Consider the following 12,244-nt stretch of genomic DNA (forward strand, 5'->3'; position numbering starts at 1 on the left):
AGCATCGAAGCCTTCGCCTCTGCAGCGGGCATGCCGTGGAGTTGGGCGATGTACACCAACTGGTCCCCAACCTTCATTTTGGGGTACAGGCCGCGCTCCTCAGGCATGTAGCCGATGCGTCGGCGGGACTCAAAGTTCAGCGGGACCCCATCAAGAAGGACGTCCCCGGCGGTTGGTTCGAGCACGCCCAGCGCGATGCGCATCGTGGTGGACTTGCCTGCGCCGTTAGAGCCGACGAAACCAAAGATCTCGGACGGGCCTACGGAAAAACTAAGGTCATCGAGCGCCCGCAGGTCGCCGTAGTTCTTGCTCAGACCGCGTATCTCGAGGTGTAACATGAATCTCCTGCAGAAAGGTTGGGAATTTCATTCAGCCTAGCAACCCGAGCCGCTGCGAGCGTGGGCCAATCGGATAGCGAGAATCATCCTTTTGGATGTACCTGCAGGTGGGTGGGTGCGGGTTGTGCAGCGGGGGTGGGTTGGGGGGTGGGAGCTGGGGAACCGTGCGGGAATTAATCGTCCGACTGTTCATTGACCAGCTGGGGGCGGCGCTCCAAGCCGGACAAGCCGTTCCATGCAAGGTTAACCAGGTGTGCCGCAACCTCGGCCTTCTTGGGGGAACGTTCGTCCACCCAGTGCTGACCTGTGAGCGCGACCATTCCCACCAGCATGCGGGCATAGATTGGGGCAGCTTTGGGGTTGAGCCCACGCTTCTTAAACTGTTCCCCAAGCAGGTGTTCTACCTTGGTAGCAACGTCACCAATGAGACTCGAGAACGAGCCAGTGTTGGCGGTCATGGGGGAGTCGCGCACGAGCACGCGGAAACCGTCCTCATTGGACTCGATGTAGTCGAGCAGGGCAAAGGCCATGCGCTCAACGATCATCTTGGGGTGGCCGCCCTTGTTCAGGGCCGTGGTCAGTGCCCCGGTAAGGTACTGGATCTCGCGGTCCACAACCACCGCGTAGATACCCTCCTTGCCGCCAAAGTGTTCGTACACCACGGGCTTAGACACGGAAGCGCGCGCGGCGATTTCCTCAACGGCGGTTCCGTCAAAACCCTTTTCTGCAAAGAGTTCGCGGCTAATCGCGATGAGTTGTTCACGCCTTTCGTGGGCGGTCATACGGGAGCGGACGGTGCGTTTCGGTTCGGTTGCCACCTCCCCATCATGCCGCAGAGAAGTTTGGATCTAAAGGTTTTGCTGGCAGAATGGATGTCGATCACGCAACATTGGTCAGTACGATCCGGGAAATGGTCTAAGATCGTCTTGGCCTATTGCGCGGCCGCTTTCCGTGATGGAAGCGCTGTGCGCGAGGTTGATCCGCCTTGGTGTAATTGGCAGCACAGGGGTTTTTGGTGCCCTTAGTTCAGGTTCGAGTCCTGGGGGCGGAGCCACATCACAGCGTTGCCATAGCTGTGAATGTGCATGGCAAACATTAAACCGAGCATTTGGGGTGTCCCCTGTGACCAGCGCTCAGCCCGCGGCCGTTATTGTTCTCGCAGCAGGAGAAGGGACGCGGATGAAGTCCGCTACCCCCAAGGTCCTGCATACTCTCGCGGGACGAAGCATGGTTGGCCATGCTCTCGCCGCCGCACAAGGCCTCAATCCAGAACGCATAGCCGTTGTAGTCCGCTTTGAGCGTGACAAGGTGGCACACCACGTCCTCGAGATCCTGCCTGATGCAGTGATCGTTGACCAGGACGATGTGCCTGGCACTGGCCGGGCAGTCCAATGCGCCGTATCGGTTCTCGATGCCACGATCCACGCTGCTGAAGCAGCCGCGAACTCCGGTTCCACCCAAAACCCACTCCCGCTGTCCGATGGTCTCTCAGGCCCGGTTGTTGTGGTCTCCGGTGACGTCCCCATGCTGGACGCCGAGACCCTCGCCGAGCTGCTTGACGCTCACGTGACGGATGGAAATGCGGTCACAGTCCTCACCACCGAACTCCACGACGCCACCGGCTACGGCCGCATCGTCCGCGAGGGCGACGGCTCCGTCGCCGGAATCGTCGAGCACAAGGATGCCACTCCGGAGCAGCTCGAGATTCGAGAGATCAACTCCGGAACCTATGTGTTTGACTCCGCAGTGCTACGCCGCGCGCTCGGGTCCGTTGACCGCAACAACGCTCAGGGCGAGGTCTACCTGACCGACGTGCTGGCTCTTGCCCGTGCCGAAGGTGGCGCAGTCCGCGCAGTGCGAACCGATGACCCTTGGCTCGTCGAGGGCGCTAACGATCGTGCACAGATGTCGGTCCTGCGCGCCGAGTTCAACCGCCGCATCACCGAGTTCTGGATGAAGGAGGGCGTCACCATCGTTGACCCCGCCACCACCTGGATTGACGTTCAGGTTGAGCTCGAGCAGGATGTCACGATCCTTCCTGGGACCCAGCTCTTTGGTGAGACCGTGGTTCGCACAGGTGCAGTCGTGGGACCCGACACCACGCTTGAGAACGTGGTCATTGAGAGCAACGCGACCGTCACCCGTACTCACGGATCTGACTCCCGCATTGGCGAGAGCGCGACCGTTGGTCCCTTCGCCTACCTGCGCCCTGGCACTGAACTTGGCGTCAAGGGCAAGATCGGCACGTTCGTTGAAACCAAGAACGCCAAGATCGGTAACGGCTCCAAGGTTCCTCACCTTTCCTACGCCGGAGACGTTGAAGTCGGCGAGGCAACCAACATCGGTGCCGGTTCGATTTTTGTGAATTACGACGGCGTCAACAAGCACCGCTCCACGGTGGGCTCGTTCAGCCGGACAGGCGCAAACAACCTGTTCATCGCTCCTGTTCACATCGGTGACGGTGTGTACACGGGAGCCGGAACTGTCCTGCGCAAGGACGTTCCAGCCGGAAACCTCGCGGTGTCCGCTGGCGCGCAACGTAACATTGAAGGGTGGGTTGAGCGCCGACGTCCGGAAACTGACTCGGCACGCGCCGCCGCAAAGGCACGCGAACTCAACCTCACAGCCCAGAACACACTTGGTGCCCAGGCCCGCGCGGAACTTGCGCGCGCCGAATCACCCAAGGCGGCACCCGTGCCCAACGGCAACGGGAACGCCAACCAGTCTTATACAGTGCCCGAAACTTCCACCCCTTCCGAAGGAAATATCGACTGATGACCGGCATTCTGTCAGCTGACGGCTCGAAGCGACTTGTACTCGTTTCAGGGCGTGCACACCCTGAGCTCGCGGCAGCCGTAGCACAGGAAATGGGCACTGAGTTGCTCCCAACTTCCGCATACGACTTTGCTAACGGCGAGATCTACGTTCGTTTTGGTGAATCGGTTCGTGGAGCAGACGTCTTCGTGCTGCAGTCCCACACCTCGCCAATCAACCAGTGGATCATGGAGCAGATGATCATGGTGGACGCGCTCAAGCGTGCATCTGCCAAGACAATCACCGTGATCGCTCCGTTCTATGGCTACGCCCGCCAGGACAAGAAGCACAAGGGTCGCGAGCCAATCTCCGCCCGTCTGATTGCTGACATGTACGAGGTGGCTGGTGCGGACCGTCTGATGTCGGTTGACCTCCACACTGCACAGCTCCAGGGCTTCTTCAACGGCCCAGTGGACCACCTGTGGGCCATGCCGCTCCTGACGGACTACGTAAAGTCCCGCGTGGAGGACCTCTCCAACGTGACTGTAGTGTCGCCAGACGCCGGCCGTATCAAGGTTGCAGAGAAGTGGGCTGCCAAGCTTGGCGGACACCCCCTCGCATTTGTGCACAAGACCCGCGACATCAACCAGCCGAACCAGGCCGTAGCAAACCGCGTTGTTGGTGACGTTGCTGGCCGCACCTGCGTACTCGTTGACGACCTCATCGACACCGGCGGAACCATCGCCGAGGCCGTGCGTGTGTGCATGGAGTCCGGTGCAAAGGAAGTCATCGTTGCAGCAACCCACGGTGTGCTCTCCGACCCTGCGGCACAGCGCCTCCAGGAGTCCGGTGCTTCCGAGGTTGTTGTCACCGACACCCTTCCCATCACCGAGGACAAGCGGTTTGAGAAGCTCACTGTCCTGTCTATTGCACCGCTCATCGCCCGCGCAATCGAAGAGGTATTCGCAGACGGATCCGTGACCTCGCTGTTCGAGGGAAACTCCTGATCTGCTCATAGTTGTGTTTGCGAGGGGCCGCACCCGGTGGGTGCGGCCCCTCGCTGCATTCCTTGAAAGGCACGGCCAGCAGCTGCACTGCAGCCGGAGTGAGCGGGCTGCCAATGCACCCGGAATGAGCAGCCTGCCACTGCGGGGCCGGATGCGTGCAGCGCACTGACGCGCGTTCCGAATGTGACCTTCAGCGTCCTTACTACGCCGGTATTGGGGCGTGGCCCCGGCTGATCTATACTGGAAGGCGTGCCTTGGCGAGGGAGAGGCGCTCTTCATCCAACACGGACTTGCGGAACAGATGCCGCTTGAACCCGGAAGAGTGTCGGTTCCGTTATCGACTGGGCGGTTCGCTCCTAGCGCGCCGTTGTGTCGTGAGCCCGGGAAACGCATTCGGGTATCCACCGGTTGCGCCACTTCATGTGGGCCCTTAGAGGGTGTTTCCGAGCCTCGCATCGAATCATGCGTTTGCCGCGTGACTCTAGGTCCATGTCCACAGCGCTTGCGCGCCACGTATTTTTAGGAGCAAACATGTCCGCAGTTAAGTTTGTAGCTTCCGCACGTACCAACTTTGGTAAGGGTGCAGCCCGTCAGGCTCGCCGCGACGGCAACGTCCCAGCAGTCATCTACTCGCACGGCTCCGAGGCAGTTCACGTTCTCATTGACGCTCACGAGATCTTCCTCGCAGTTAAGAACCACCGCACCTCGCTCCTCGAGATCGAGCTCGACGGCGAGACCAAGACCGCGATCTTCAAGGACGTCCAGCGTGACGCCATCGGCCGCGTCATTGAGCACGTTGACTTCCTCGCCGTGAAGAAGGGCGAGAAGCAGGTTGTTGACGTTCCAGTGAACATGGTTGGCGAGTCGGCTTCCGGCACCCAGGCAACCCTTGAGCTCCTCACCGCTTCGGTTGAAGCAGACGTTTCTGCTCTTCCTGAGCACGTTGAGGTTAACATTGCAGGCCTTGAGGCTGGCACCGTTCTTCACGTTAAGGACGTCACCCTCCCAGAAGGTCAGACCTGGATCACCGACTCGGAGAACGTCGTTCTCGTTGTCAACGAGATCGCTGCAGTTGAGGAAGAGACCGAAGAAGCTCCTGCCGCTGAAGAAGCACCAGCAGCTGAGTGATTCTAGTCAGGTAATTCCCGCATAGGGCATTTCACTGATGACTTTGCGGGGCGTCCGGCCAACTGGCCGGACGCTTCGCTTTTTATTTGCGACGATCGAGTCCAGTGGCGCGTCGCGTCTCGGATCGTTCGTCATCGTTGGGAAGGGGAAGCCATGTTTGGACTGATCAACCACATCAAACAGTGGCTCATCCCGGTTCCCACCTATAAGCGCTCTAAGGATTTTGACATGGCTGATGGCCTGTTCCTCGTGGTTGGTCTGGGTAACCCTGGTCCCAAATACGAGGGAAACCGACACAACATCGGGCACATGGTGCTGGACGTACTCGCCGGACGCGCGGGAGCCAAGTTCTCCGCGCATCGCGCGAACGCAGCAGTCGCCGAGGCACGACTGGGCATGCTGCCCGGTGGGGCCCCCGGTCCACGTGTCATTTTGGCAAAGCCTGGAACATACATGAACACGTCCGGTGGTCCGGTCAGCGCGCTCGCCAAATACTTTGGGGTGGATCCCGACCACGTAATCGTTGTCCACGACGAGTTGGACATACCCTTCGGCGACATCAAGTGCAAGATCGGTGGAGGCGAGGGCGGACACAACGGCCTGCGCGATATCACCAAGGCGCTCGGTACCAAGGACTACCTGCGTGTGCGCGCCGGGATTGGACGCCCACCGGGACGCATGGATGTGGCCGACTACGTGCTCAAGAACTTCTCTTCCACGGAGGCAAAGGAACTGCCATTCCTCCTCGATGACGCCGCCGACGCCACGGAACTTGTAATCACCGAGGGCCTTCTTGCAGCCCAATCCAAGTACCACACAGCGAACGGCAACTGAGAGCCCGCTAGCGCTGGTCAGCGGAGGCCTACTCCGCAGCCGACCTCACGGGTGAGGTGCTGCTGGTAGTAGGTGAATCGTCGATAATCATGGTCTGGGACGCGGGCGCCGAAGGGCGCCTAGCGTCCCTCCATTTTCTGCGTATCCAGCCATCGACGGCCGCGTAGGTCTTGTCTGATACGAAAATTGAGTCGCCGGCCAGCATGAAGAACGAGAAGAACGGCAGCCCCATCAGCACCGCGATGCCCAGGTGCATGCCCACAACACCGAGCAAAGCGACCTTGCGCAAAACCCTGTGCAGAAGCATGAACGGGAAGAAAAGCTGGAAGTACACGGCCGCATAGGACGCGATCATCACCGCGATGCCGTTGCTAGAGGCGAGCGCGCTGAGCTCGGGAAACGGTGAGAAGTGCGGGATCTGGAGCGGGTAGAACACAGCAGTGCCATGCTGCCACTTGCCACCCTGGATCTTGAACATCGCGGACGCAACGTAGATGAGGCACAGGTGCGCGCCAAAGGCGGCGAGCGCGGTGTTGTGGGCGATTGCGGTGTAGCCAGACAGCCGGCTGCGTAAGGTCGAGAGCGCTGTCGGCGACTGACAGACGGATTCTTGGCTGACGGATTCCCGGCGGGCCGAGTCGCGGCGGGCATCGAGCGACCAATGGGCGGCGCTGTTCATGAAGAGCGCGTAGAACAGGGCAAACCGCAGCAGGTTGTCGCTCTGGTCCATGTACACGCCATCGGAGAACACGAGGGACGTGTGCGCCGCCAGTACCACGAGCGTGGCAATGCGCGTATGCCAGCCGAGCGTAAAGGCAACGGCCGCAGCCACCAGAATGAGGTAGCCAGTGGTCATAAGGGCCGAGTCCGCGGTGGGCCCAAAGACCGCGCGCTGGAACGGGAACTCCGAACTGGGCCGAAGCTCTTGGCTCCATGCGGCCGCCGGACCCCATAGATAGCTGCGGAACGGGAAGTTTACGATCAGTTGGACGGTAAGCGTCTCACCCAAGATGATGCGCAGGAACGAGATTCCCCACGTGTTGCGCTGAGGCCCCGTGAACCAATCAAGGAGGCTATTCCACCGGGTGGAGACGGCGCTGAACGCCTGTGTGAAAACGGCGCTCATCAGAAGTTCTCCAAGGCTCGGGCGAAGGCGGCCTCATCCTGGCCGTCGAACACAATCTGGTTGCGGTAGCCGGCACTCAAAGAGATTGTTGCCGTGTTCTCCGCAATGTGACGGTCATCAAAGTTGGGCGCTGCCACGCGCAGGATCCGGTACTGGACCAGGTGCCCCTCGGGCAAGAGATCATGAGCCTTGAGGAACTGGGTTGCGTAGCCCGTGATGGCCTTGTCGAGCTCGAGCGCGCGTGTGAAGTCGGAGCTGGTGCTGGTGCTGATGGCTTGCTGGCCCATCTCTGCCCACGAGTCCTCGGCGAAGCCCTGCGTGAAAATCTGCTGCTGCTCCGCGGGCAACTTTCCAAAGGCGTCGTTGAACTGGGTTGCCAACTTGTTTGTGATGTTGGTGGCGGTCGAAGGCAGCGGGTTGTGGAGCAAACCGTCGAGCTCAACGTCAGAGGCTGACACCCATTCGGTCTCCGTCAGGTCCTGGGGCAGGGCACGCACTTCGAGGTAGTAGGCAGCGCTGATCGGATCCGGCGCAAAGAGCGACCACGACTGTTGGAACATTGGGAGGACATAGGCGCGGAGAGGCCTGTCCAGGGCCTGGTTGAGCGGATTGCGAGGAGCGATCCAAAGGAACATAGCAAAGATGTGAACCGCAAGGATCACGACCGCGATAGTTGCTGCGACCCTGTGGCCGCGAGTCGGCTGAGTGGGTTGGGCGGGTCCGAAGGGTTGGGAGGGCCTGTCTGTGCTGGCATCAGTCCGGGCAGAGCCCATTCCCGAATTCACTGTATCCGTCACACCGGACCGCCTTGTCATTTGCATGGAGGCTCCGTGCGCGCGGGAGGCGAGGAGCAAGAAGAGTTTAAACCGACGCTGGTTGCGGTGAAATGGGTAACTCTGCTCGTGAGACGTATGTCAGAGGGCTATTTCCCAACGGGAAGACGTGTGGGCCGGTGCGCACGACTCGTGTGCGCACCGGCCCACACCGGTTGTCTACTGTGTTGAGAGAGCGACCTAGCTTTCTCAGCCGAGCTTAGACAGGTCGCGGACCGCTCCGCGGTCAGCCGAGGTGGCCATCGCTGCGTATGCCTTAAGCGCCGCCGATACCTTGCGCTCACGGTTGCGTGGCTGCCATGGACGCTCGGATGCTTCCATCTTGGCGCGGCGCTCCGCGAGTACGTCATCAGGAACGTTGAGCTTGATGGAGCGTGAGTTCACGTCGATCTCGATCTCGTCGCCGTCCTCGATGAGGCCGATCGTTCCGCCTGCTGCTGCCTCTGGGGAGATGTGACCCACCGAGATTCCGGAGGAACCGCCGGAGAAGCGTCCGTCCGTGATCAGTGCGCACACCTTACCCAGTCCACGGCCCTTGATGAAGGAGGTGGGGTAGAGCATCTCCTGCATGCCTGGGCCGCCAGCTGGGCCTTCGTAGCGCACAACCACGACGTGGCCAGGCTTGACCTGCTTGGTCAGGATCTTGTCCACTGCTTCTTCCTGGGACTCGCACACAAGTGCGGTGCCCACGAAGTGGAAGACGTCCGGATCGATTCCAGCGGTCTTGATCACGGCGCCGTCCTCCGCCACGTTTCCGCGCAGCACGGCCAGGCCGCCCTCAGCAGTGTAGGCGTGCTCGACGGAGCGGATGCAGCCGCCCTCGGAATCGGTGTCGAGGGACTCCCAGCGGTTGTTGGTGGAGAACGCAAGGGTAGTGCGGACACCACCCGGCGCTGCGTAGAAGAGCTCGGTTGCCTCGGCAGTCGCCTTGCCGCCGCGGATGTCCCAGTTGTCCAGCCATTCGGTGAGGGTTGGGGTGTGGACTGAGGTTACATCGGTCTCGAGCAGGCCACCGCGGTTGAGCTCACCAAGGAGCGCGGGGATTCCTCCCGCACGGTGGACATCCTCCATGTGGTAGTTCGGGTGGTTCGGTGCAACCTTGGACAGGCATGGCACGCGCTTTGAGATTTCCTCGATGTCCGTGAGGTCAAAGTCGAGCTCTGCCTCCTGGGCCGCGGCGAGGATGTGCAGAGCGGTGTTGGAGGATCCGCCCATTGCCACGTCAAGGGTCATCGCGTTGTTGAACGCAGCCTTGTTGGCAACATTGCGGGGGAGGACCGACTCGTCGTCCTCAAAGTAATAGCGCTTGGTGATGTCAACGATCGTGCGGCCGGCCTCTTCAAAGAGCGCACGGCGCTTCTCGTGGGTTGCGAGCACGGAGCCGTTACCTGGGAGTGAGAGGCCAAGCGCCTCGGTCAGGCAGTTCATCGAGTTTGCGGTGAACATGCCGGAGCAGGAGCCACAGGTCGGGCAGGCTGCTTCTTCCACCTGCGCGAGTGCGTCGTCGGAGACGTTATCGTCTGCAGAGTAGTTGATCGCGTTGATGAGATTCAGGTGGGTCTTGGCAACGCCGTCAGCGATGATCGCCTTACCGGCCTCCATGGGGCCACCTGAAACAAAGATGACCGGAATGTTCAGACGCAGGGCAGCGTTGAGCATTCCCGGGGTGATCTTGTCGCAGTTGGAGATACACACAATGGCGTCTGCACAGTGTGCTTCGACCATGTACTCGACAGAATCCGCGATGAGGTCACGCGATGGCAGCGAGTAGAGCATTCCACCGTGGCCCATTGCGATACCGTCGTCTACGGCGATTGTGTTGAACTCACGGGGGATACCGCCCGCGGCCTTGATTGCGTCGGAAACGATGCGTCCGACAGGCTGCAGGTGGGTGTGACCGGGAACAAACTCGGTGAACGAGTTAGCGACTGCGATAATTGGTTTGCCAAAGTCGTTACCGTCAACTCCAGCTGCGCGTAGAAGTGCGCGTGCGCCGGCCATGTTTCTACCGTGGGTTACTGTACGTGAACGCAATTGAGGCATTGGAGTCACTCCAACTCTCTACTAGGGCTTAAACCAATGAATCAATTCTAGTCCTGTCCAAGGGTTGGGCTACTCTCGTTTCACGCTTTGAAACGTAGCGGGTGTTTTCACTGGGTGTGGGCAGAGAAAAATCGAGTATGAAAAGGTCAACATGAACCTGACGGGAATCCTTCCCGCGTTGCTCCAAGATCCGGGCGCGCAAGAGGTCGTAGAGTCCGTGCCAGCGCGCGGTGCTCTGAACGTGGTTGCACCTGTGGGTGTGCGCGCGCCGCTGCTTGCCGCGATGGCGGGTGCACTGCGATCCTCCGGCCCACTTCCGACTGTGGATACGGAGAACTCTCGTCCACTGGTTGTCATCACCGCTACCGGTCGTGAGGCCGATGAAATGGCCGGCGCGCTGCGCTGCTATCTTCCGTACGACGCAGTGGCCACGCTCCCCGCGTGGGAGACCCTCCCGCACGAGCGCCTTTCCCCGCGCGCGGACACCGTGGCACGCCGCCTCGCCGTGTTCCGCAGGCTTGCCCATCCCACTGCGGAGGGCATGACCGCACAGATTCGCGTCCTCGTCATGCCGATTCGAGCGGCGCTGCAGCCGGTGGTCCAAGGACTTGGTGATCTCGAACCTGTACGTCTACTTACCGGAGACCGCGCCGACCTCACCGAGGTGGCCGAGGCCCTCAGCGCTGCTGCATACGCCCGCGTGGACATGGTCGAGCGCCGCGGCGAGTTTGCCGTGCGCGGAGGCATCCTCGACGTATTCCCACCCACCGAGGCTCACCCACTTCGCGTGGAGTTCTGGGGCGACGAGGTTGAGGAGATCCGCTGGTTCGCCGTGGCCGACCAGCGCTCGCTCGAAGTCGCCGAGCAGGGCTTGTGGGCCCCTCCCTGCCGGGAACTACTGCTCACCGAACGAGTCAAGGAACGTGCGCTCGCGTTGCGCGACCAACTGCCTGGTGCCGCCGAGATGCTCGAGAAGATGAGTGTCGGCATCGCTGTAGAAGGCATGGAGTCGCTGGCACCGGCACTCGTGGACAATATGATTCCTGTGCTGGATATGATCCCCAGCGACTCGCTCGTGGTGTTGTCTGACCCGGAGAAGATTCGCAGACGGGCGTTCGATCTGGTCTCTACCACCGAGGAATTTCTCGCCGCAGCTTGGACAGGAGCCGCAGCCGGAGGTTCAACCCCGCTCGACCTGAGCGCCGCTTCCTTCCTTACCCTTGAGCAGGTGGAGTACCTCTCCACGCAGCGTTCGCTTGGCTGGTGGAAGTTTGCTTCCTTTGGAATCGGCGGAGCACCCACCGCGGAGGGCGTAAACGCGCTCGCGGAGGATGAACTCGAAGCCCAGCTATTCGAGTCGCTCGCGGTGGACGGCCTCGAGCCAGTCCCAGTAGTCAGGATCGGCGCCCGCGACATCGAGCCGTATCGAGGAGACCTCGAGCGTGCGCTCGATGACGTCCACTCCCTTCAGCGGGCCGGCTGGAAACTCATCATGGCGACAGAGGGCCCCGGCCCCGCTAAGCGCATGGTCGAGCAATTCGGTTCACAGGACACACCTGCGCGGCTCGACCAAGAGTTGGGTGGCGAGATTGAGCCGGGCATCGTTCATGTGATTCCCGCGCTCACGGGCACTGGGTTCGTGGCTACGGATCTCAAGCTCGCGCTCTTCTCTGAAGCGGATCTGACTGGACGTGGCGGTACGTCCACGCGCGAAATGCGCACGATGCCGTCCAAGCGGCGCAACGTAGTGGACCCTCTGCAACTTCGAACGGGTGACTTTGTGGTCCACGAGCAGCACGGTGTGGGTAAGTTCATTGAACTCACCCAGCGCAAGCTGGGTGGCAGCGCTAACGCCGCCATGCGCGAGTACATGGTCATTGAGTATGCGGCCTCCCGCAAGGGCCAGCCAGCCGACCGCCTGTTTGTGCCCATGGATCAGCTTGACCAGATCACCAAGTACACGGGCGGCGAATCCCCAACCGTGAACAAGATGGGCGGCGCCGACTGGCAGAAGACCAAGTCTCGCGCCCGCAAGGCCATCCGCGAGACTGCGAGCGAGCTCGTCCGTCTCTACTCGGCGCGCCAGGCCACCAAGGGCTTCGCGTTCTCCCCGGATACCCCGTGGCAGCGCGAACTTGAGGATGCCTTTGCGTACATCGAAACCCCGGATCAGTTGGCCAC

10 protein-coding genes and 1 tRNA gene are annotated in these 12,244 nt (G+C 61.0%); 6 read left to right on the plus strand and 5 right to left on the minus strand.

Features of this window, described 5'->3' with window-relative positions; translation table 11 throughout:
* Together HGSM_RS11845 and HGSM_RS11850 are read right to left on the minus strand one after the other, a co-directional pair.
* The coding region (locus HGSM_RS11845; protein ID WP_019148983.1) for an ABC transporter ATP-binding protein at positions 1-338 on the minus strand (338 nt) is incomplete at its 3' end.
* A 173-nt stretch (positions 339-511) separates the two neighbouring features.
* Entirely contained in the window at positions 512-1,120 is a 609-nt protein-coding gene (locus HGSM_RS11850) for a TetR/AcrR family transcriptional regulator (RefSeq protein WP_040595229.1), read from the minus strand.
* Between the two features lie 197 nt (positions 1,121-1,317).
* On the opposite strand from HGSM_RS11850, the gene HGSM_RS11855 reads away from it, so the two are divergent.
* The 5 genes from HGSM_RS11855 to pth all read left to right on the plus strand — a co-directional run bounded on the left by HGSM_RS11855 (position 1,318) and on the right by pth (position 6,061).
* Positions 1,318-1,392, plus strand: a tRNA-Gln gene (locus HGSM_RS11855).
* A 68-nt stretch (positions 1,393-1,460) separates the two neighbouring features.
* Positions 1,461-3,113, plus strand: coding sequence for a bifunctional UDP-N-acetylglucosamine diphosphorylase/glucosamine-1-phosphate N-acetyltransferase GlmU (gene glmU, locus HGSM_RS11860; protein ID WP_040595230.1), 1,653 nt, complete (start codon positions 1,461-1,463; stop codon positions 3,111-3,113).
* Entirely contained in the window at positions 3,113-4,099 is a 987-nt protein-coding gene (locus tag HGSM_RS11865) for a ribose-phosphate diphosphokinase (RefSeq protein ID WP_019148986.1), read from the plus strand. The genes glmU and HGSM_RS11865 overlap by 1 nt, the downstream gene beginning before the upstream one ends.
* Positions 4,100-4,630: 531 nt before the next feature.
* Complete coding sequence (locus HGSM_RS11870) at positions 4,631-5,227, plus strand: 50S ribosomal protein L25/general stress protein Ctc (RefSeq protein WP_019148987.1); 597 nt, start codon at positions 4,631-4,633, stop codon at positions 5,225-5,227.
* A gap of 228 nt (positions 5,228-5,455) precedes the next feature.
* Positions 5,456-6,061, plus strand: coding sequence for an aminoacyl-tRNA hydrolase (gene pth / locus HGSM_RS11875; protein WP_040595231.1), 606 nt, complete (start codon positions 5,456-5,458; stop codon positions 6,059-6,061).
* A 28-nt stretch (positions 6,062-6,089) separates the two neighbouring features.
* On the opposite strand, the gene HGSM_RS11880 is transcribed toward pth, so the two are convergent.
* The 3 genes from HGSM_RS11880 to ilvD all read right to left on the minus strand — a co-directional run bounded on the left by HGSM_RS11880 (position 6,090) and on the right by ilvD (position 10,063).
* Positions 6,090-7,187 (minus strand): HTTM domain-containing protein, encoded by a 1,098-nt coding sequence (locus HGSM_RS11880; protein ID WP_019148989.1) that lies wholly within the window; start codon positions 7,185-7,187, stop codon positions 6,090-6,092.
* Positions 7,187-7,849, minus strand: coding sequence for a DUF5819 family protein (locus HGSM_RS13890; RefSeq protein ID WP_051009860.1), 663 nt, complete (start codon positions 7,847-7,849; stop codon positions 7,187-7,189). Before HGSM_RS13890 ends, HGSM_RS11880 begins: the two co-directional genes overlap by 1 nt.
* 360 nt (positions 7,850-8,209) lie before the next feature.
* Positions 8,210-10,063 carry a dihydroxy-acid dehydratase gene (gene ilvD, locus HGSM_RS11890; RefSeq protein ID WP_040595145.1) on the minus strand — a complete coding sequence of 618 codons (1,854 nt, stop codon included), beginning with the start codon at positions 10,061-10,063 and terminating at the stop codon, positions 8,210-8,212.
* Positions 10,064-10,214: 151 nt separating this feature from the next.
* On the opposite strand from ilvD, the gene HGSM_RS11895 reads away from it, so the two are divergent.
* The coding region (locus tag HGSM_RS11895) for a CarD family transcriptional regulator (RefSeq protein WP_040595234.1) at positions 10,215-12,244 on the plus strand (2,030 nt) is incomplete at its 3' end.

It is taken from the genome of Timonella senegalensis JC301 (genome assembly GCF_000312125.1).
GTDB classification, from domain to species: Bacteria; Actinomycetota; Actinomycetes; order Actinomycetales; family Cellulomonadaceae; genus Timonella; species Timonella senegalensis.